Raw genomic sequence first — 22,111 nt, forward strand, 5'->3', positions numbered from 1 at the left:
TTAATTTAGGATTAAAATAAGTTGTCCCTATTGTAAAAAAATGGGAAATAGTATAAAATAAAACTAAATTTGGGGCATACAGATGAGAGGTCAGAATGCCGCCGGATAAAAGATGATTTTATGGAGGTAGTAAAAAAATGAAAAAAGCAACAAAGAGATTATTAGCTGCATTTTTAGCCCTTGCAATGGTATTCACATTATTAGCAGTACCTGCAACAAGCATGAAGGATGTCAGCGCTGCAACCAGTAAGACTGTGTATATTAACCCGTATAGTGACAGAGTCGTTTCCTATAAGCCGGGACGTGCATATCAGACATCTGGTGTTATCAGTATCATGGGATGTACAAAGGCATCTCAGATCAAAAAGTTAAAATGTTCAAACAAAGATATGAAGGTATCGGCAAAAGACGGATATATTCGTGTAGAATACGGAAAGAAAGCCGGTAAGGCAACAATTACCTGTACAGTAAAAGGTGTTAAACTTAAAACAACTTTTACTGTAAAGAAATATACCAATCCTGTAAGTTCAATCAAGATTGGAAGCAAGAAATATACTTCGAAATTTGCGAAAAATGATTATATCTACATTTCAAAAAAAGTATCAAAGAAGGCACTGAACATAAAGGCTAAAAAGGGTTGGACGATTAAATCAGTAAGTGTATATAATGGTAAGAGTAAACATTACGATGTAAATAAATCCAGTTTTTCCAAGAAAATCACATTGAACAAGAAATATGCAGATGTGATCGTTATTATGTATCAGAAGAGTACAGGACTTACAGAGTCTTTAATGGTAACATACAGATAATTAAAATATAGAATTAATGAAAAGGTGTTGATATATATATTAGAAGAGATTATATGTCAGCACCTTTTTGTTGTGCCTGTTTATAAGGTGTGGTATACTTTACATAGCGATTTGGTAAAATATATCATGTGGTTTTAAAAACCATATTTGCCATAAAAAGGTAATGGAGGATGTTAAAATGAATGATTATGTTATATTGACAGATTCATCCTGTGATCTGCCGGATGATATCGTGAAGAAATATCAACTGGAGATCTTACAGCTTGATTTTATTGTTGAGGGGGAGGGAAGCTTTCATAATGATCAGGCAGATATTGGGAAAGTATATAGCAAATTAAGGAATGGGGCAAATATCAAGACTTCTGCAGCGAATATCTCGCAGGCATCGGAGGCGATAGAAGCTTTATTTAATCAGAAGAAAGATATCTTATATCTTGGCTTTTCATCCGGACTTAGTTCTACTTATCAGACCGTGTATATGGCCGGTCAGGAATTAATGGAGGAGTATCCGGAACGAAAGATGATCAGTGTTGATACCCTTGCGGCATCTATGGGACAGGGACTTTTGGTATACAAAGCATGTCAGGCAAAAGATGCAGGAAAAAGTCTGGAGGAGAATGCACAGTATATAGAAGATATCAAGTTAAAGCTATGCCACTGGTTTACAGTAGATGATCTTTTCTTCTTAAAAAGAGGAGGTCGTATATCAGGTGTGACAGCAACGGTTGGAACGATGCTGTCGATCAAGCCAATCCTGCATGTGGACGACGAGGGACATTTGATCAATGTAAGTAAGGTCAGAGGACGGAAAGCAGCAATCACAGAACTTGTAAATCGGATGGAGAAGCTGGCGGTACATCCGGAAAATCAGGATATCTTTATCAGTCATGGTGACTGTATAGAAGATGCAGAGAAACTTGCTTCTATTATTAAAGAGCGATTCGGAAATGACAGGATCACGATATCCTATGTCGGTCCGGTGATCGGAGCACATTCGGGGCCGGGAACATTGGCGTTATTCTTCCTTGGAGAACACAGATAAACAGCTTCTTACAGAATAAGGACAGACAGCACAAAGACTGATTAAATAAAAAAATAATTGAGAATCATTCCTAATAACTATTGACATTTATCAAAAATTGTGTAAAATAGAATCATAGAAATTGATAACGTTTCTCAATAAGAATAGAAAAAAGCAAAGGAGATTTTAATTATGGCAAAGTTTGTATGTAGTGTATGTGGATATGTATATGAAGGAGAAGAAGCTCCTGCACAGTGCCCTGTATGTAAGGCACCTGCTGAGAAGTTCATCAAACAGAGTGATGATAAGACATGGGCATCTGAGCATGTTGTAGGTGTAGCACAGGGTGCACCGGAAGATATCATGGAAGATTTAAGAGCAAACTTCCAGGGCGAATGTTCAGAAGTTGGTATGTACCTCGCAATGGCTCGTGTAGCATTCAGAGAAGGCTATCCTGAGATTGGTAATTACTGGGAGAAGGCAGCTTATGAAGAAGCAGAGCATGCAGCTAAGTTTGCAGAGCTTCTTGGTGAAGTAGTTACAGATTCAACAAAGAAGAACCTTGAGATGAGAGTAGAAGCAGAGCATGGTGCAACTGCCGGTAAGACAGATCTTGCAAAACGTGCAAAGGCACTGAATCTGGATGCAATCCATGACACTGTTCATGAGATGGCAAGAGATGAGGCAAGACATGGAAAGGCATTTGAAGGTCTCTTAAAGAGATATTTCGGTTAATTATTCTATGAATGAGCGTGCATGAGAAATGGCACGGCAAAATAATTATGAAGTAAATATATAATACACTCTAATAAAAAATCCGGCTGTCAAAATTTTTGACAGTCGGATTTTTTATTATACGGAATCAACCTCTTTTAGAAGTTCGTTCGATATTAATTTTCTATTGAATTTTTCTTTTAAATATAGAGATTATATTTATAATATTGATTAATCTTTTAATTTAAAAGATGAATTACCATTGCCGCTAAAGGTGTTAGGATCTAAGCCACTTGCAGTATCTGTATTTGTGCCATCTGTGTTTGAGAATGGAGTGGTTGGCTCAAAGGTTTCAGGATTTGTATTTGTATATGCCTGATCACCGTACTGCATTGTTCCATTATAAGGGCTGTATGTATCATTCATACCCGGATTCTGTGCGCCGGAACCAGTATAGTTCATACCGGTATTCATATTAGGAGTATTTGGATCACCATATGCATCTGGATAAGGTGCTGATGGAATTTCTGGTGTATAGACCATATTTTTATGTCTGATGAAAGCAAATACAGCGAGCAGGATTCCGATGACAAAGAATACAAGTCCTATGATAATAGACGTGCGGCATCCTTCTTTTGTCATGACCTTGATGTAGTATGGCTGCATATAGGAATCCAATAGTGTTTTGTCTTCAGAGGTAAGGGTGATGTCATAAGAGGATGCATACATATCATAGACAAAATCTCTCATATAACCCATGATTTCATTGTTTGATTTGCATAGCTTTCCGGTATAGTGCAATGGCCCCGGATTGGTATCTGAATGATACCAGGTATAGTCCGATAATTTTTCGAGATCATCTTTCTTTGATTCTGAGACATTCAGTCCGAGATAGTAATCATTATTTTCAAGTGCATTGATCAGATAATATTGTTCTGTAGTTCTTTTGAATACATAATTGGTAGTTTCGACATTTTCACAGAATGAATAATTGGCATATTCAACATTGATCTCTACATATTTGCCATCAGCCAGATCGCTTACTGATGCAGTATTTAGATTGAGAAGATCGCCGTTCAGATTGTTGTAATCACGAATCCCCTGAAAGGTAAATATAGCACCAATGACTGCGAATATAATGCCGGGAATAAGGAGATCTGAAAGTCTCTTTCTTTTTGAATTGTTTTTAAACATGTAATGTCCTCCCATTTTTGTTTTTGTGAGCAAAAATCTTCTTTTTGTAGTACAATAGAGTACAAGTTACGCTCTTTTGAAATTTTATCAAATTTGCATTTTTTCGACAATATGAAATCTGCTGAAAAAAAGCAGCTATTATAAAGGTATGAGGAATGATTGAATATTATTTTTTGGATAATTTGACCAGAGTATATTATTTTAGAAAAAACAGAAGAAGGAACAGTAAAGTGAAAGAACAGTAGGGTAAAAGAATAAAGAATGAGTAAAATAAACAGATCAGAAAAGGATTCGGACAGAGATGCAGAAGAATTATTCAACCAATAAAGTAAAATCCACAAATATAAATAAAGCTAAAAATTCAGGCGGATCAAGAACAACAAATAGAAAAGCAAATAAAAATACAGACAAATCTGCAAACAGCAAGGCATCATCAGCAAAAAGAAAACACAATACAGCAGACAGTAAAAAACGTTTCCTGTATCTGATTCCGGTTATCATATGGATGGTATTTATATTCTATATGTCAGGAAAGACCGGGCAGGAATCCTCCGGACAGAGCGGAAAAATCAGTTTGTTTATAACAAATCTCTTGGAAAAGGTACGGCAGGATCCGATACAGGAGATGCAGAATCTACAAGATATTCTGGAGCTTGTTATAAGAAAGACTGCACATATGACAGAATATGCGATCCTGTTCTTACTTTCATATCTGGCAATGGTGAAGATATCCATGAGCCAAAGCAGATTCTATAACAGAAGCATAGCTGTTTTAATTTCGTTATTATATGCATGTTCGGATGAGATGCATCAGTTATTGGTTCCGGGCAGGAGCGGAAGAATGATCGATGTCGGGATCGATATGGCAGGAGTGTTGATTGTTCTAATATGTATGCTCCTGTCTAAGAATACGAAATGGAAGATCATTTGTGGGGTGCTTTTAGGAGTGCTGTTGGTTGCAGCATTTGTCGCTCTGCTATTTGTACCGTTTTGAAAAACTGACGCAGGACTTCAATCATTTCCGCGCGCAGTGGTTTACTTCATGCTGAAAAAATGATATATTATTGAATATATGTTATGCCAAAAGGAGCCGGAGAAATGACATTAGAGGAAGTTAGAAAGCAGATCGACGTGGTTGATAAGCAGATCAAGGTGCTGTTTAAGGAACGAATGATACTTGCAGATCAGGTCGCAAGGGTAAAGGCAGAATCAGAGGATGCTATATATAAGCCGGATCGGGAAGAAGCGATCATAACGAAGCTGACCGGGGATGTAGACGACAGCATCAAGAAAGAATATACGGCACTGATCAAGCGTATTATGGAGGTTAGCAGAAAATATCAGTATGGAAGAACATTAGAGCTTCGTAATTGTCTGGATGTATCGTTTGTGACGGAGGAACCGAAGGTAAAGAAGCTTGCCATGCTGAAGCATGAACTTTACATATGTCAGGGCTATTCCAGAGATCTGGTGAATACGGTCAGTGATTATGAACAGGTCATGAAACTGATCCGGAAGGATGAAGCAGATGCCGGAATGGGTATATTTGAGGATATCAGCTATGGCGTATCGGATTCGCTGCATGAGGCACTTGCCATGAATGATCTCTATATTTACAGGTGCGATGAGGTGCTGGACGAGGGACACCGGAAGAAGGTTGTTACATTCGGAAAACAACTGGTAGTTCTGCCGGAGCATAACCGGTTAAAGGTCGTATTTGTCTGTAAGAATAAGAGCGGAAGTCTGGCGAGTGTATTATCGATGATATCCGATTATGGCGTGAATCTGACCGAGATCCATTCGGTGCCGTTCCGTGGAGGAGAATGGAATTATCGGTTTTATATTGAGTTAAACGGAAACCTGCTTCAGAAAGAGATCCAGGCACTTGTATTCCAGCTGATAAATGAAACAGAGACATTTAAGATACTTGGAAGTTATTATTGTGAGCAATAAATATTTATATATAAGGGAGAAATGACATGATAGACAAATTAGTAAAAAAAATCAAAGAGACAAAGGCACCGATCGTTGTTGGACTGGACCCAATGCTTTCCTATGTGCCGGAATATATAAAGAAGGCAGCATTTGATGAGTATGGGGAGACTTTAGAGGGCGCTGCAGAAGCTATCTGGCAGTACAATAAGGGAATCGTAGATGCGGTATATGACCTGATCCCTGCTGTAAAGCCACAGATCGCGATGTATGAGCAGTTCGGTATCGAAGGCTTAAAGGTATTCCAGAAGACGATTGATTATTGTAAATCAAAGGATCTGGTCGTGATCGGTGATGTTAAGAGAGGCGATATCGGATCGACATCTGCAGCATATGCAGTCGGACATCTTGGAAAGGTTACAGTCGGAAGCAGAACTTATGCAGCATTTGATGAGGATTTTGCTACGGTTAATCCATATCTTGGTACCGATGGAATCAAGCCTTTTGTAGATGTATGTAAGGAAGAGAAGAAGGGAATCTTTGTACTGGTCAAGACATCAAATCCATCATCCGGAGAATTCCAGGATCGTCTGGTCGATGGTAAGCCACTATATGAGCTGGTTGGTGCTATGGTTGATGAATGGGGTAAGGACGTGATCGGAGAGAGTGGATACAGCAGTGTAGGAGCTGTAGTAGGAGCAACCTATCCGGAGATGGGCAAGGTACTTCGTAAGATCATGCCGAAGTCATTTATCCTTGTTCCGGGCTACGGAGCACAGGGCGGTAAGGCTGCTGATCTGGTACATTATTTCAATGAAGACGGACTTGGTGCGATCGTAAATTCATCCAGAGGAATCATTGCAGCATACAAGCAGGAGAAATATGCTTCATTTGGCGAAGCAAATTATGCAGATGCTTCCCGTCAGGCAGTTGTTGATATGATCGAAGATATCAACAGCGTATTATAAATATCGGATTTATCAGAAAAACAGTATGCAGTACACGATGTGTGGTGATAGTGGAGGCGTACAGATCATATGGAAGAGATCACGGGAGGACATAGATACATGGGAAAAGTAAAGATAACAGCAGAGGTTGTGAGCCAGACCTGTATAGCAACAGATATATATAGTCTGATCCTGAAAGCAGGAGAGATTGCATCGCAGGCGGTTGCAGGTCAGTTTGTTTCTGTATATTCAAAGGATGGAAGCCGTATGCTTCCAAGACCGATCAGTTTATGTGGAATTGATAAAGAAGCAGGTACGCTTCGTCTGGTATATCGTATCGCAGGAAAGGGAACAAATGAGTTCTCAAAATTACAGGCAGGAGATACGGTTGATATTCTTGGTCCGCTTGGAAATGGCTTTATGAAGGAGTCCGGAAAAGCAATTCTGATCGGTGGAGGAATCGGTATTCCGCCGATGCTGCAGCTTGCAAAGGAGCTGGACTGTGAGAAGTCCATCGTACTTGGATACCGGGATGAGCTTTTCTTAAATGAAGAATTTGAACCATATGGTAGTGTGTATCTGTCTTCCGAAGATGGAATGCATGGAACAAAGGGAAATGTAATAGATGCGATCAAAGCATGTGCGGTAACCGGTGATATCATATATGCCTGTGGCCCGACTCCGATGCTTCGGGGAATCAAACAGTATGCGGCAGAGCAGAATATCCGTTGTGAGATTTCATTGGAAGAAAAGATGGCATGTGGTGTAGGTGCCTGTCTTGCCTGTGTCTGTCAGACAAAGAATGTGGATGAGCATTCAAAGGTACACAATGCAAGGATCTGTGCAGATGGTCCTGTCTTTTATGCTGAGGAGGTGGAACTGTAATGAGTAAAGTAAATATGGCGGTAAACATCGCAGGAGTAGAATGGAAGAATCCAATTACAGTTGCATCCGGTACATTTGGTTCAGGTATGGAGTATTCGGAATTTGTCGATCTGAACCGTCTGGGAGCAGTTACGACAAAGGGTGTGGCAAATGTTCCGTGGCCGGGCAATCCGACACCCAGAATTGCAGAGACATATGGCGGAATGATGAATGCCATCGGACTTCAAAATCCGGGTATTGATACTTTTATAAAAAGAGATCTTCCGTTCCTTGCAAAATATGATACAAAAGTGATCGTAAATGTATGCGGAAAGTCAAAGGAAGATTATATAGATGTCGTAGAACGGCTGGCAGATACAGATATTGATATGCTTGAGATGAATGTATCCTGCCCGAATGTAAAAGAGGGAGGAATTGCATTTGGTCAGAAGCCGGAAGCTCTTTATGATATAACACAGGCAGTAAAGAAGGTTGCAAAGCAGCCGGTGATCATGAAGCTCAGTCCGAATGTTACAGATATTACTGAGATGGCAAGAGCTGCGGAAGCAGGCGGAGCAGATGCGCTGTCACTTATTAATACACTTACAGGCATGAAGATTGATGTTAAGCGTCGTACATTTGCTGTAAAGAATAAGACTGCCGGTGTATCAGGTCCCGCGATCCATCCGATCGCAGTACGGATGGTGTATCAGGTCGCAAATGCTGTCAAGCTTCCGATCATAGGCATGGGCGGTATCGCTACGACTGAGGATGCTCTCGAAATGATCATGGCAGGAGCATCGGCAATTGCAGTTGGCACAGCAAACTTCAATAATCCATATGCAACAGTGGAGATTACAGATGGAATTGAGAAGTATCTGATCGAGAATCAGATTGATGATATAAATGAGTTGGTTGGGTGTGTAAAATAAAAGATATTGGGTTGTCTGCTTTATAGGATGTATTGGGGAGGCAGTTAGTTGGTTATGGAAAAACAATTTGAAGAAATTATATATTCCAGATATCAGGCGCGTATCAGAGATATGAAGATTCTAAAGGTAGATGAGGGATTTGAACAGATCCTTGGTTATTCCGCGGAAGATGTAGAGCGCTTACAGCTTCATGTAAAGGATATTATGCTGGATGAAGATTGGGAGGATTATACAAAGATCATCTATGCAAAGATGGCGAGCCGGGGAGAAGCATATCTGGGACATCGGTTAAAAAAGAAAAATGGTGAAATTATATATGTATTTTGTTTTGGGAGGGCATTTCAGTCGGAAGAAGGAGAAATGTGCGGGGAGATCCTTATTACAGATATAACAAATACCAAGAAGTTGTCGAAGCAGCTTGAAAATCTGACCGATATCAATTCTGAACTTAATATGGAATTAGCGGATAAGAACCGTATGCTGGAGTCCATTCTCAATAATCTGGCGGGTGGTGTCGGAGTATTTGATATCGGAAATAAGAAGATCACAGTAGAATATATCAGTGAGAGCTTTTATAAGATGTTCGACCTGAAAAAAGGTCAGCTTGGTACAGAAGGAAATGAATATATCAACCTGGCATTTGAAGAAGATCGGAAAGAACTGAAACGACAGATTAAGGAGACCTTGTTGTCAAATAAGATGACAATTGGTGAATATCGCTTTATTAATAAAAATAATCCGGAATCATATTATTGGGTGCAGGTATGCCTTTCGCTTCTTGCGGCAAGAAAAAGCGTTTTTTCCATATGCGCTGTCTGTGTAGATATTACGGATAAAAAGAAAGAAGAACTGGAAAAGAGTGCACAGACCGAGATGCTGAAGTTAGTGGCGCAGGGAAGTGATGAACTCTTGTTTTCCTATACGGTAGAAGATGACAGCATGGTTATATCTAAGTATATGGACGGCAGAACCATAACTGTTTTTGATGATAAAGATTTTGCTGCAAACCTTGCTCAGTGTCAGTTGATCTATTCGGAAGACAAAAAAGAGGTATCAGACGTATTGGCTGAACTGACAGCTGTTAAGGATACCGAAACCATTGAAATCAGGGTCGATTTTATCGGTAATGGTATGTATCTCTGGCATCGTGCAACGCTTGTCGGCGTTGCTGATACAAATGGTGTGGTAAAAAAGATTGTAGGTAAATTGTATTCGATTCATGAAGAGAAGCTGCAGAGTCAGGAATTGATTCTACGTGCGGAACGAGATTCTCTTACAGGGGTTTATAATCATAGCACCTTTGTGTCTAAAGTATCCAGGTTCCTTGCGGAATTTGATGAGACGCTGTGTGCACTCTATATGATCGATCTGGATGATTTTAAATTAGTAAATGATGCACTGGGACATTATGCCGGGGATGATTTGTTGTGTGACACAGCAGTTGTTCTGGAAAGTGTTGCAAATACATATGGTGGATTTAGTGGTCGTCTCGGCGGAGATGAATTTTCTATGTTTATTCCGGATGTAGTCGATGAAGATACGGCATACATGGTTGCGAAGACACTTAATAAGGGAATTCGTGCGATTAAATGTAAGGCGGAGCACTCGGCATCGATCGGTATTGCAGTTGATACTATATCAAAGTCGTTGAAATTCGATTCTTTATATTATAAAGCAGATCAGGCGTTATATTATTCCAAACGGCAGGGCAAAGACCGCTGTATGCTTTTCTGTGAGAAGATGGATGAAGCTAAACCAGTATTAAATTCCAAGTTCAGCAGTTATTCGGATGAAGAGGATTATCTGTTGGATGATATCTCGGATGTTGTATATGTAACGGAGATGAATTCTTATAAGCTGCAATATATGAATAAGGCAGCCAAGCTTGGTGTCGGTCTGGCTGAAGATGATACTTCTTATATTGACAAGCATTGTTATAAGGTGCTTCAGGGTATGGATCTTCCGTGCAGCTTCTGTACGAATAAGCTATTATCAACGGAGAAGAGTTTTATCTCGCATCATAAGAATCTCAATAACGGAAAAGAATATGTTTTAAAAGACAGGATTGTAAACTGGCATGGAAGAAAGTGTCGTATGGAGATGGCTGTTGATATTTCTGATGCCGATAAAGTAACACAGGTTCTTTCTAACCGTTATGATATTGAGGATGCGTTGGTATCCAGTATTACACAGATTTCTACAGGAGGAGAGCATTCCTTAAATTACAGCAAACTGTTAGAAACACTTGGAGAATACTATGGCGCAAAACATGCTTGCCTGGTGGAATGTGATTCCAATAAGTTATGTGAATATCATGAATGGAAATCAGCAAATAGTAATTCGTTTGGGAAAAAACTGGAGATCTTTTATAAAGAAACTGTCCGGAGGGAACTGCAGAGTATATCGAGCAAAAAAGGTGCACTGATCATTAATCATATTCCGGACTACCCATACAAAACTTCGGATCTGTATTCGTTTTTTTTGGAAAACAGGATATGGTCAATGTATTCTGTCCCGATCAAAGACAATAAGTCTGAGATTATTGGAAGGATCATTATCTTTAATCCGCAGCTTCACAGTGGCGACCTGAAGCTTATGAATCTTTTATCCTTGTATATTGGAAATGATATTGTCAGCCGGGCGCTTGCAGAAGAACGAAATTATGAAGTAACGCATGATCGTATAACGGGAGCATATAATCGTATCTGCTATATGGATTACATAAACCGCAGACAGAATCTGGAATCAGTGGGTATAGTGATTATTGATATCAATGAAGTGCGTAACATATATGATGAATTTGGACAGTTCTTTGTTGATAATCTGATGATCGATTATTACCGACTGTTAGATAAGGTATTTCCGAAATCCTGTATTTATCGGATTGGAGATGATGATTTTGCTGTAATTTGTGAGAATATTTCACAGTGTGATTTTCTGGATCAGGTTCGTGCATTGAAAGGTCAGATTAAGATTGGCGATTTTACGGCATGTATCGGATATGTATGGGATGATTATGAGAAAGATATCAAGCGGATGGAAAACCATGCGTATGATATGCTCTATATGGAGAAACAGAAGTGGTACGATCAGAAGGATGAACATTCTTATAAATGGAGTACATTAACGAGAGAGCTTGTAAAAAAAGACATTGAAGACGGAATGTTCTTTGTGTATTTACAGCCGAAGGTGGACTATTCGAATGATCATTGTTATGGTGCGGAAGCACTGGTGAGATATGCCAAACCGGATAACCTCGCAAATGTGATCGATCGTCTGGAAAAAAGCAGAAATATAAAGTATATGGATCTTTTTGTGCTTGAAAATGTATGTAAAATGCTTATACGTTGGAAAAAAGAAGGGTATAATCTGATCCCGATCTCCTGTAATTTTTCCAGAATATCTCTGTTGGAAGAAGATATGCCGGAGCGTATCAATGCGATTGTTGAATCTTATGGAGTCCCAAAGGATATGATCGAGATCGAGATTACAGAGTCAGTTGGTGAGATGGAACATGAGATGGTTACCAGAATTGCAAATAAACTGCATACTGCAGGTTTCAGGATTGCCATGGATGACTTTGGAACAAAATATTCCAATGTATCGATTCTTTCTTCTATGAAGTTTGATGTGATCAAGCTGGATCGGAGTATGGTTTATAATATAGACAAGAATATAGCCAGCAGAACGATTTTAAGACATCTGGTTGAGATGTGCACAGATCTTGGAGTGGAATGTATTGCGGAAGGAGTAGAGACCAAGAAACAGGCAGAATACCTGAAGGAAATGGGATGCAACCATATTCAGGGCTATCTGTACAGCAAGCCTGTGAATATCGAATCCTTTGAGCAGGTCTATATGAAAAGAGAAGAATAAATAAAAGACTCCCTGTAGACGACATATATATCTTTATTTCGCAGAACACTTTCGTTCTATCTTCACGTAGCGGTGCTAAACTCATCACTTTACAGTGATTCGTTAAGAACCGACGTTCAGATAGGTCTGCTACATAAAATATATATGCTGTCTGTAGGGAGTTTTTTATTTTTTTTTCCTGATATGAACTTCCGGGATGGCCACATCATAGGAGATGTTCGCTTCCTCCTCGGAAGATTTTGTATCTACAGGATTTGAAGCTTCATCGTCATTCGAAGCCGAGTCTGACTGCGTATGAATTTCAGGAATTGCGAGATTGTCGTAAGTCAGATTATAATCTTTTTTCTTATCTTTTCTATGTCCGAACATGAGAATATCCTCCTTTTATAACAGGTTAATGAAGAATGTAATAACAAGGCTGTTGATAAAGTCTGCAAATAAACTGCCAACAAGCGGAATCAGGAGATAGGCTTTTACGGATGGCGAATATTTATCACAGATCGCCTGCATATTTGCCATGGCATTTGGTGTTGCCCCCATTCCAAAACCACAGGTTCCGGCAACCAGAACAGCAGCATCGTAGTCACGTCCCATGATGTTGAATTCAACAAAGTATGTGAACAGACAGATCAGAATAATCTGACTGGTCAGCAGGATAAATAATGGAAGAGCGAGAGATGCAAGCTGCCATAGTTTTAATGTGATCATTGCAATACCGAGAAACAGGGAGAGAGCAATACCGCCAAAGTCGTTGATCTCACCCATATGAATCGTGAACTTACCGGAATATTCACCGATATTTCGAATCAGTGCGGCTGCGATCATAGCACCGATGTAGATTGGAAAAGTTAACCCGGTTTTTGTCAGTAACCATGAGAATATCGTTCCGAGTCCTATTGCAAGGATCAATTGAAAAACAGCGGCTGCATACATATTTGTATGACGTTCATGTTTCTTTTCTTCTTCGATCAAAAGGCTGTCATCTTCAGGCACAACCGTTTCTAACAGATTCTTCTTCTCGATCAGTCGTTTTCCGAGTGGACCGCCGATCAGACTTCCGGCGATCAAACCAAAGGTTGCAGCTGCAGTACAGATTGTGGTTGCACCGGATATGTCAAAGTCTTCCAGAACCGGACCGAAGGCACCTGCGGTTCCGTGTCCGCCGACCATTGGGATTGATCCGGTACACATACCGATCAGAGGGTCAAGTCCAAGGATCCTGGACATGCCGACAGCAAGTAGGTTTTGAAGTACGATCAGAGCAATAACAAGTCCCAGAAAGACCGCCAGTGATTTGCCACCGCTCTTTAAGACCTTCAGATTTGCCTGAAAACCTACAGAGGTAAAGAAGAATACCATACAGACTTCCCGTAGGGTATCATCAAAGGAAAATTCTGCCAATCCCGTACTGTAACAGATGCAGGTGAAAATTGCAAATAAGAGTCCGCCTATAACAGGAGAAGGTATACAGAATTTTTCCAGAAAGAAGATTCTTTTTTTCAAAAATGTTCCAAGCATCAACACAAGGACGGCAATCGCAAGTGTCTGATACATATCTAATTGAATTTTCATAATTACCCTTTCTTATGTTCAGAAATTATCGTACATCAACGGTAATCCCTTTTTCTTTGTAGTAAGCAGCAGACCCTTTGTGAAATGGGATCGTGATGCCCTTTGTTGCTGTCTGTTCATTTAACTGCATATCGATTGAAAGTGAATATTGCAGATCATTTGCATGTTCAAACAGCAGCCTCGTAAGATCTTCTACAGTATCCTTCGATAAGTCGTTATCTGCAAGCATGACAGCCTGCACACAGACCGTTGATACATCCTCGGTCTGACCGGAATAGGTATTTGCGGGAATGGTAAAATCGGAGTAATACGAATAAGCAGACAATAGCTTATTTTTACAACTGTCGTTAAGTCCGATCAAACGGATATCACAGGTTCTTGTCAGCTCTTCAATGACCGTGGTCTGAATGCCTGCTGTAACAAAGAAAGCATCAATTTCACCGGAAACCAGGCTTTCGGCAGCATCGATATAGTCAAGGTTTGTGGTTTTGACCAGATCGTTATTCAGACCGGCAACCTCAAGGATCTGTTTTGCATTTCGTTCCGTACCGGAATCGGATGCTCCGATGCTTATGGTTTTTCCGGTCAGGTCATCGAGAGACTTGATGTTTGAATCTTTTTTTACAATGATCTGGCAGGCTTCCGGATACAGAGAGGCGATAGCGGAATATCCACTGATCGATTTCCCCGCAAATGTGCCTGTTCCATTTACTGCGTCGTCAATCATATCATTTTGTGCAATACAGAGATCAATGTAACCGTCGGCAAGCAGTCGTAGATTTGCCGCAGATCCGGCAGTCTTCTTTGCTTCAATGCTGTAATCAGGGGCATCATTGTTGACCAGACCGGCATAAGCATTTGCAAAGGTATAATAGATACCGCCGATATCCGCCGCACCGAATCGGATGGCGTCTTTTTGGCTGCTGCATCCTGTTCCGATAGTGGAAATAAGCAGGATCAGACAGAGAAAAAGTGCTGTTTTTTTCTTCATATTGATAAAATTTCCTTTCTAATGTATATATTTTTTCGTAAATATGGTAATATAGGACGGAATTGTTCTAAAGGTATGTCGAAAAATATAGACCTTTGGCTATTGTACAACAATTAGATACAAAATGGAACAGAAAAAATTAACCATTTGTGTTTCGAAACCATTTGTGCTAAAATGAGTTCGAAATGCCTAACTAAAGGGTGCATAAATGGTCTGAAATCAAGGAGGAATGAAAGAAAAATGGAACAGTACAAACAGGAATTCATTGAATTTATGATCGATTGTAATGTATTAAAATTTGGAGATTTTACAACAAAGAGTGGAAGAAAAACACCTTTCTTTGTAAATACCGGATTTTACAGAACAGGGGCACAGTTAAAGAGACTGGGTGAGTTCTATGCGGAAGCAATCAACAGTGCGTTTGGTCTTGATTTTGATGTATTGTTTGGACCTGCATACAAGGGAATTCCGCTTTCAGTAGCAACTACCATGTCAATTGCAGAAATGTATGATGAAGACATCAAATATTGCTCAAACAGAAAAGAGATCAAGGATCATGGAGATAAGGGGATCTTACTCGGAAGCCCGATCTCAGATGGTGATAAGGTTGTTATCATTGAAGATGTAACAACAGCCGGAACATCAATCCAGGAGACTATGCCGATCATTAAGGCACAGGGAGATGTAGATGTTATGGGACTCGTTGTTTCTGTTGACCGTATGGAGCGTGGACAGGGCAAAAAGAGTGCACTGACAGAGATTCAGGAAGAATATGGTATCCAGACAACTGCTATTGTTACAATGGCAGAGGTTGTAGAGCATTTATATAATAAAGAATATAAGGGAAAAGTCATAATCGATGATAAGTTAAAGGCTGCGATCGATGCTTATTATGACATTTATGGCGTAAAGTAGAAACGGTTGGTAGAAAAATGAAACTAGGAAGAAATGATATCTGCTGGTGCGGAAGTGGAAAGAAATACAAATCCTGCCATTTGAACATCGACAGCAAACTGGAAGAAATGAAGCTAAAGGGATATAAGATCCCGACGAGAAGAATGATGCGTTCACCGGAACAGATCGAAGGAATCCGCGTGGCATCCAAGGTAAATACAGAGGTGCTTGATTTCATCACTCCATTTGTAAAAGAAGGAGTATCTACAGGTGAGCTTGATCGAAGAATCTATGAATATACGAAATCAATTAATGCAATACCTGCCTGCCTTGGATATGAAGGATATCCGAAGAGTGTCTGTATATCGATCAACGATGTTGTCTGTCATGGTATACCGGATGAGAAAACAATCCTGAAAAATGGAGATATTGTCAACATTGACTGTACAACGAAATATAATGGATATTTTGGTGATTCATCCCGTATGTTCATGATCGGAGATGTTGATCCGGTCTGGAAGAAGCTGGTAGAGGATACAAAGAAAGCACTGGATCTTGGAGTAGAAGTGTGTAAGCCATATTCAACGATCGGTGATATCGGATATGCGATCAATACATTTGCCAAAGAGCAAGGCTATTCTGTTGTCCGTGAGATCGGCGGACATGGTGTGGGACTTGATATCCATGAAGATCCGTATGTCAGCCATATCGGACAGCCGGGCAAGGATTATGTGATTGCTCCAAGCATGACATTTACGATCGAGCCGATGATCAATCTTGGTGTGCCTGACGTATGGCAGGATGCTGATGATGGCTGGACGATCCGTACAGATGATGGCAAGCCATCTGCCCAGTGGGAATACACCCTTCTTATGACCGAGCACGGAATTGAGATTTTGGCCAAATAATACTTTCATATAATTATACAAAACACAGGAATTGCCCCTATACAGACCATAAGCCCCATTATCAATGACTCGTTACGGTTTCTGTTCAATGCATATGCCTGATTCGTAAATACTCCTGCGCTAACTCGCCAACTAAACGTTGGCTCAGACAAGCGCTCGTATTTACTGGCAATATGCATTTCACGACGAAACCTTCACTAAATGTCATATTATAATGGGGCTTATGGTCTGTATAGGGGCAATCCCTGTGTTATATATTTTAATTACAAGGTTTTATTTGGCCAGAATGCTTAAGATCTCGTTGCTTCTTGCGACGAACTTGGTCATGGCATCGGCAGATAATGGACGGTTTGCAAGGACTGCCAAGTCATATAACTGACAGCAGATGGTAGGAGTGTTCTCACCATCCGGGTTGTCAAGGACATATTTGACCAGATTATTGTTGGCATTTAATACCAGTGTTTCACCCTTGCCGCCGAACATGGCAGGATCCATGCCCATACCGGCCATACCATACATTTTCATCATTTCCTGCATACGTCTGGATTCTTCAGATAAGGTCAGCATAGAAGATAAGTCTTTATTCTTTAATGCTTCTACCTTGATCGTGATATTTTCGACATCCAGTGCTTTCTTGAAGAGTTCGGTCAGCTTGTCGGTATAATCCTTTGCTGTTTCTTCGGATAATGATTCATCTACAAAATTATCGGACAGATCTGCATCGATTCTGTAGAAATGTACATTTTCATTTTTCTGTTCCAGAAGCGTGATAAATGGGCTGTCAATCGTCTGTGTCATGATCAGGGCATCCATGCCTTCCTCTTTGAACATGTTAATGTACTGTGACTGAGCAACTTCATCCGTAACATAGAAGACTTTGTTTTCGTATTTTTCTTTTCCGGCTTCCAGATATTCCGGCAGAGTCAGGTATTTGCCTTCCAGATTCTTATAGATACAGAAATCTTTCATCTTCTCTAAGAATTTCTCATCTTTTAAGCAGCCGAATTTGATAAATGGGTTGATATCATCCCAGTATTTCTCATAATCTTCTCTGTGAACCTTATACATACCGGATAATTTATCGGCAACCTTCTTTGTGATGTAATCGGAGATCTTCTTAACAAATCCATCATTCTGCAGAGCACTTCTGGATACGTTCAGCGGAAGATCCGGACAGTCGATAGTACCTTTTAACAGCATCAGGAATTCAGGGATAACTTCTTTGATGTTATCAGCTACGAATACCTGGTTGTTATACAGCTTGATCGTTCCTTCCAGATTATCGTACTGGGTATTGATCTTCGGGAAGTACAGAATGCCTTTCAGGTTAAATGGATAGTCCATGTTCAGGTGGATCCAGAACAATGGATCTTTGTAATCATGGAATACTTTATGATAGAAGTCTTTGTATTCATCGTCTGTACAGTCATTTGGATGCTTGGTCCAGAGAGGTGTTGTAGTATTTAAAGGCTTTGGTGCTTCTTTTTCTTTCTTTTCGGCAGCATCCTTTGTTTCATCGGTTTCAGCAGTAGCTTCTTCTGATGCTTCAGCTTTGGTTGCCTTTTCTTCTTCATCTTTTGCAGGGGCATCTGCATTTGTAAAGTAGATCTCTACAGGCATGAAAGAGCAGTATTTGTCGATTACTTCTTTGATACGGTATTCATTTGCAAATTCATAGCTGTCTTCATTCAGATACAGGGTGATAACAGTACCTCTGGTTTCTTTGTCGCCTTTATCCATGGAGAAGTCCGTTCCGTTCTCACATTCCCAATATACAGGTTCTGCGTCCTGTTTGTAGGAAAGGGATTCGATCGTTACCTTATCGGCAACCATAAATGCGGAGTAGAAACCGAGTCCGAAATGACCGATGATCTGTTCCTCTGTTGCCTTGTCCTTGTACTGCTCAAGGAAAGCAGCAGCACCGGAAAATGCAATCTGATTAATATACTTTTCGACTTCTTCAGCAGTCATACCGATACCATTATCAATAAACTGTAAGGTCTTGTTGTCCGGGCTTGCGATCACATCGATACGATAAGGTTCGTCCGGTTCGTCAAATTCGCCCATCAGAGATAATTTCTTTAATTTTGTTACAGCATCACAGCCGTTTGAGATTAATTCCCGGACAAAGATATCATGGTCGGAATACAGCCATTTCTTGATGACAGGGAAAATGTTTTCGCTGTTAATTGATAAACTTCCTTTTTTCATAAAAATGCATCTCCTTATATAAATTCTATATTATTCCAGTTGTCAGAACAAATCGGAATACGCAAATATCTATATATGTGTAATGCGAGAAATATCTGCCCTATCTGTTCTGTGTTATCACTAACAGGTATCATAAATCAGAAAAAAATAGAAGTCAAGACAAAATTAGCACTCAAATATGTCGAGTGCTAATAATTCATAAATATTTTATGGTTTATTTAGAAATGAGTGCTGTAGCAGGTGGTTAAAAGATCTGATTCTGTTTAAAAAAAGCAGATACATTTGCATCCCAGATGTTTGCAAGTGTTTTATCCATGGAGAAAATGTTCATGGATGCCATCGTTGTAAGTGAGATCTTTTCTCCGTCAAAGTAGATGTTTAAAGACAGATTTGCAATGTCGGATGTCGTGAGATTCAGATGGTTCTGTTCAATGATCCGGTTAATGTTCGCGTCTGATAAGATCAGCACGATCTTGAAGTTTAATGGGAGTTTATTGCCCTTGATGACATTGAAGATATGATGTCTGACAGCCCCCCATGTCGTATAAGTCTTTGAGGTCATTTCTTCCAGTTCTTCCGTATCAAAAAAAGATGGATTCAGTCTGCCGTCGATTGTATAAGAAACGTCAGAACGGACATAGGCTTCCACTAGCAAAAATGTGTCAAAGACCGGTTCCATCAAAAGCTTTTTAACGAAGTTTTTTGTTTCAGTAATTTCTATATTAAGCATATGCAGCTCTTACCTCCCTGCAATAAACAACGGATTGCGATAAAATTCTTGCCTCTAGTTTACAGGAAAAGAGGAAAGGTTGCAATCGGAAATCTGAAAACAGCCGGATGAGAAAATCCATTTGTTGAACTTTAGCGGGAGGTGTGTTAGTATTTTTACAGATTTATAAAAATATGGGAGGTTTTGAAATGGCAGAGATTATATGGAAGGATCGCAAACGTATATTTTTCGGATTACCATGGACATTTACAAAGTACAGCTTATCAGAGGATCGGTTATTTATCAGTACGGGGTTCTTCAGTGTGAAAGAAGATGAAGTACGACTTTATCGCATCATGGATGTTTCATTGGAACGTAAATTATGGCAGAGAATGTGCGGACTTGGAACGATCAAATGCTGTTCCGCAGATAAGACAATGGGAGATTTCGAGATCAAGAACATCAAGAAGTCCAGAGAGGTCAAGGAAATGTTATCAAATATGGTAGAAGATGAACGTACCAAAAAGAAGGTTTCCAGCCGTGAGTTCATGGATCATGAACGCGATGAATTCGACGATTACGACGACCACGATACATATTAACGAGGACGATCAAAAGTACGTTGCTGCTTTATACGATAGTAGTTTGCTTTGATCGGTAATGTAAGATCGTATTTGGTTGTTCAGCAAGAGGTATGCTTTGATGATTAAATGAGAGCTGATATTACATATTATTCCGCAAGACGCTTTCGCTCTACCTTCGACGTAGTGGTACATAAGGCTGCAAAAGACGCAGCCTAAGTACCAACGCTCAGGCAGGCTTGCTTCATAATAGTAATATCAGTTCTCATTTTAAATTATAAGGTAAAGTGATTGCTGAACAACCAGATACGATCTTTTACGATATGAAAGCAAGATACCATGATATAAAAGCAACAACGCATTTTTGATCTGTCTGTGGAATCAAGTATCGAAGAAGAATATATCTTATTATAGACAGACAGAGTCCACTGCATACCTTTATGGAGCAGACCTTTTTTCACGTCGGTCCTTAACGAGTCACCGAAGGTGAGGAGGTTAGTACCGTTACGTGAAAAATAGAACGCAAGTGTTCTGCGTAATAAAGGGTATGGCAGGGGTCTCTGTCGTCAGAAAATCAGGTATTCTCGGCTATCTTGGTGACGCCAACGTAGATTTGGGAGACTTTGTACCAGGTGGAGTAGTCGGTGATGCCGGTAACGGGCAGGTCGAAGATCTGTTGAAAGCGTCTGACGGCATCGGCAGTGGCAGGTCCATAGATGCCATCGGCGGCAACAGTTGGTATGGATGGATAATTCTGTGCGATACGATTTAACTGCTCCTGAAGCTGACGAACCTTGTCACCGGTTGCGCCAATTGACAGATCATATCCCGGATAAGAGGATGGAATACCGGCAATGGTTTCGGCAGAGTTGATATAAATGGAATCGCCATAGTAGTAGCGTAAGATCTCTATCGCAGACAGTCCCTGATCGGCAAGATACTTGGAACCCCATTGGGTCATCCAGTTTGGACAGGTGACCCGTTTCCCGTCACAGTATTGTGTAAAGATCGGTTGGGTGACACCCGGCCTTGATAGATAATTGGCAAATTGTTCATCAACGATACGGGAGATATTTTTATATATTGTCTTGTTATAGATCCATTTCTGATCGTAAGCGGTTGAAGATGTGATCGTAAAATCGTATCCCTTTCCACGATACCATTCTGTATAGACACGGTTTAAGGTGAAGGACATAATTGCAAGGATGTTGGCTCGAAGGGAAGCATCCGGCCATGTGGAGTAGATTTCATTTGATGCAACATTCTTTATGTAGTCTTTGTAAGGTACATAGTAGTCGATTGCAGTTGGGTCGGAAGGAGCTCCATCATGTACCACGATGGTTTCCGGAATCACGACACGGCTTAAGACGATCTCGCCTGTCTCTGCAACTGTTTTAATCTCATCCTCAGCAATCTTTGGCGGATATTCTTCCCAGAGGGTATGAGCACCGATCACCGTTGGGTTATAGCTCGATTGGTCAGTATCAGAAACACGCAGCTTAACTGACTGAATGCCCTTTTCGTCGGTAAACATCTGTACACCGGAGATGATACGTGGTTCAAATCCGGGTGCATTGATTTTCAGATTGTATTCGGAATATGGCTGGTTGTCAGATGGTTCCATGCTGTATTCCAGTGGAGGAGTTTCAAGGGTGATGCCATCGATGATACCGTCGCTGTCTGTTTGCCGTTCCTCTATAACTTCATCCGGAGTTCCGGTTGATGCGACAGAAACGACCGCACCGGTTACCGGATATGCAGTCTGTTCCGAGATGATCCTGATTTTTAATGTTCCGTTATTGTTTCCATTTGCCATTTTAGTAATCCTGAATTATAATCTGTTTATTATATGAGACAAAATCATATTTCATGCCAATAATACTTTATCAATGCAGAAGCAGGAAAGAATGTATGTTATGCGTGGTGTAATGATCGTTTAGAAGATTTAAACGACAG

The 22,111-nt window shown here is 40.2% G+C and carries 19 protein-coding genes; 12 read left to right on the forward strand and 7 right to left on the reverse strand.

The features are described from left to right. Positions 1-137: 137 nt before the first annotated feature. The 3 genes from DWW43_RS06025 to DWW43_RS06035 all read left to right on the forward strand — a co-directional run bounded on the left by DWW43_RS06025 (position 138) and on the right by DWW43_RS06035 (position 2,565). Positions 138-809, forward strand: coding sequence for a hypothetical protein (locus DWW43_RS06025; RefSeq protein WP_119963023.1), 672 nt, complete (start codon positions 138-140; stop codon positions 807-809). Between the two features lie 178 nt (positions 810-987). Further along, positions 988-1,851 (forward strand): DegV family protein, encoded by an 864-nt coding sequence (locus DWW43_RS06030; RefSeq protein ID WP_119963024.1) that lies wholly within the window; start codon positions 988-990, stop codon positions 1,849-1,851. 171 nt (positions 1,852-2,022) lie between these two features. Continuing rightward, positions 2,023-2,565 carry an NADH peroxidase gene (locus DWW43_RS06035; RefSeq protein WP_008400622.1) on the forward strand — a complete coding sequence of 181 codons (543 nt, stop codon included), beginning with the start codon at positions 2,023-2,025 and terminating at the stop codon, positions 2,563-2,565. A gap of 210 nt (positions 2,566-2,775) precedes the next feature. On the opposite strand, the gene DWW43_RS06040 is transcribed toward DWW43_RS06035, so the two are convergent. Beyond that, positions 2,776-3,738 (reverse strand): DUF6709 family protein, encoded by a 963-nt coding sequence (locus tag DWW43_RS06040; RefSeq protein WP_119963025.1) that lies wholly within the window; start codon positions 3,736-3,738, stop codon positions 2,776-2,778. 301 nt (positions 3,739-4,039) lie between these two features. Here DWW43_RS06040 and DWW43_RS06045 point away from each other — a divergent pair, with 301 nt between their 5' ends. The 6 genes from DWW43_RS06045 to DWW43_RS06070 all read left to right on the forward strand — a co-directional run bounded on the left by DWW43_RS06045 (position 4,040) and on the right by DWW43_RS06070 (position 12,289). After that, positions 4,040-4,732 carry a VanZ family protein gene (locus DWW43_RS06045; RefSeq protein WP_119963026.1) on the forward strand — a complete coding sequence of 231 codons (693 nt, stop codon included), beginning with the start codon at positions 4,040-4,042 and terminating at the stop codon, positions 4,730-4,732. Positions 4,733-4,836: 104 nt separating this feature from the next. Beyond that, positions 4,837-5,691 carry a chorismate mutase gene (locus DWW43_RS06050; RefSeq protein WP_119963027.1) on the forward strand — a complete coding sequence of 285 codons (855 nt, stop codon included), beginning with the start codon at positions 4,837-4,839 and terminating at the stop codon, positions 5,689-5,691. A gap of 26 nt (positions 5,692-5,717) precedes the next feature. After that, positions 5,718-6,638 carry an orotidine-5'-phosphate decarboxylase gene (gene pyrF / locus DWW43_RS06055; protein WP_119963028.1) on the forward strand — a complete coding sequence of 307 codons (921 nt, stop codon included), beginning with the start codon at positions 5,718-5,720 and terminating at the stop codon, positions 6,636-6,638. 99 nt (positions 6,639-6,737) lie between these two features. Beyond that, positions 6,738-7,502, forward strand: coding sequence for a dihydroorotate dehydrogenase electron transfer subunit (locus tag DWW43_RS06060; RefSeq protein ID WP_117784772.1), 765 nt, complete (start codon positions 6,738-6,740; stop codon positions 7,500-7,502). After that, entirely contained in the window at positions 7,502-8,413 is a 912-nt protein-coding gene (locus DWW43_RS06065) for a dihydroorotate dehydrogenase (RefSeq protein WP_119963029.1), read from the forward strand. Before DWW43_RS06060 ends, DWW43_RS06065 begins: the two co-directional genes overlap by 1 nt. 54 nt (positions 8,414-8,467) lie before the next feature. After that, positions 8,468-12,289 carry an EAL domain-containing protein gene (locus DWW43_RS06070; protein WP_119963030.1) on the forward strand — a complete coding sequence of 1,274 codons (3,822 nt, stop codon included), beginning with the start codon at positions 8,468-8,470 and terminating at the stop codon, positions 12,287-12,289. A gap of 165 nt (positions 12,290-12,454) precedes the next feature. Here DWW43_RS06070 and DWW43_RS06075 read toward each other — a convergent pair whose 3' ends face one another. Genes DWW43_RS06075 through DWW43_RS06085 form a run of 3 tightly spaced genes read right to left on the reverse strand, consistent with a single transcriptional unit; the run spans position 12,455 to position 14,852 of the window. Next, positions 12,455-12,658 carry a hypothetical protein gene (locus DWW43_RS06075; RefSeq protein WP_119963031.1) on the reverse strand — a complete coding sequence of 68 codons (204 nt, stop codon included), beginning with the start codon at positions 12,656-12,658 and terminating at the stop codon, positions 12,455-12,457. A 15-nt stretch (positions 12,659-12,673) separates the two neighbouring features. Continuing rightward, a complete protein-coding gene (gltS, locus tag DWW43_RS06080; protein WP_119963032.1) occupies positions 12,674-13,861 on the reverse strand; it encodes a sodium/glutamate symporter in 1,188 nt (395 codons plus the stop codon). Positions 13,862-13,886: 25 nt separating this feature from the next. Further along, positions 13,887-14,852, reverse strand: a complete 966-nt coding sequence (locus tag DWW43_RS06085) for a TAXI family TRAP transporter solute-binding subunit (RefSeq protein ID WP_119963033.1) — start codon at positions 14,850-14,852, stop codon at positions 13,887-13,889. 240 nt (positions 14,853-15,092) lie between these two features. Here DWW43_RS06085 and pyrE point away from each other — a divergent pair, with 240 nt between their 5' ends. After that, entirely contained in the window at positions 15,093-15,767 is a 675-nt protein-coding gene (gene pyrE / locus DWW43_RS06090; protein WP_044944879.1) for an orotate phosphoribosyltransferase, read from the forward strand. A 17-nt stretch (positions 15,768-15,784) separates the two neighbouring features. Next, positions 15,785-16,654 carry a methionyl aminopeptidase gene (locus DWW43_RS06095; protein ID WP_008400640.1) on the forward strand — a complete coding sequence of 290 codons (870 nt, stop codon included), beginning with the start codon at positions 15,785-15,787 and terminating at the stop codon, positions 16,652-16,654. A 273-nt stretch (positions 16,655-16,927) separates the two neighbouring features. On the opposite strand, the gene htpG is transcribed toward DWW43_RS06095, so the two are convergent. Both htpG and DWW43_RS06105 read right to left on the reverse strand, forming a co-directional pair. Continuing rightward, entirely contained in the window at positions 16,928-18,865 is a 1,938-nt protein-coding gene (htpG, locus tag DWW43_RS06100) for a molecular chaperone HtpG (RefSeq protein WP_117784778.1), read from the reverse strand. A 244-nt stretch (positions 18,866-19,109) separates the two neighbouring features. Next, positions 19,110-19,595, reverse strand: a complete 486-nt coding sequence (locus DWW43_RS06105; RefSeq protein ID WP_008401024.1) for a DUF5721 family protein — start codon at positions 19,593-19,595, stop codon at positions 19,110-19,112. Positions 19,596-19,783: 188 nt separating this feature from the next. Between DWW43_RS06105 and DWW43_RS06110 the strand changes: the two genes are divergently transcribed. Continuing rightward, positions 19,784-20,176 (forward strand): PH domain-containing protein, encoded by a 393-nt coding sequence (locus DWW43_RS06110; protein WP_226801015.1) that lies wholly within the window; start codon positions 19,784-19,786, stop codon positions 20,174-20,176. A gap of 553 nt (positions 20,177-20,729) precedes the next feature. On the opposite strand, the gene DWW43_RS06115 is transcribed toward DWW43_RS06110, so the two are convergent. Further along, on the reverse strand, positions 20,730-21,971 hold the full coding sequence (locus tag DWW43_RS06115; RefSeq protein ID WP_119963034.1) for a peptidoglycan-binding domain-containing protein: 1,242 nt from the start codon (positions 21,969-21,971) through the stop codon (positions 20,730-20,732). Between the last annotated feature and the right edge of the window lie 140 nt (positions 21,972-22,111).

The sequence above is a fragment of the Clostridium sp. AF15-41 genome (genome assembly GCF_003604095.1).
Classification (GTDB): Bacteria; Bacillota; Clostridia; order Lachnospirales; family Lachnospiraceae; genus Coprococcus.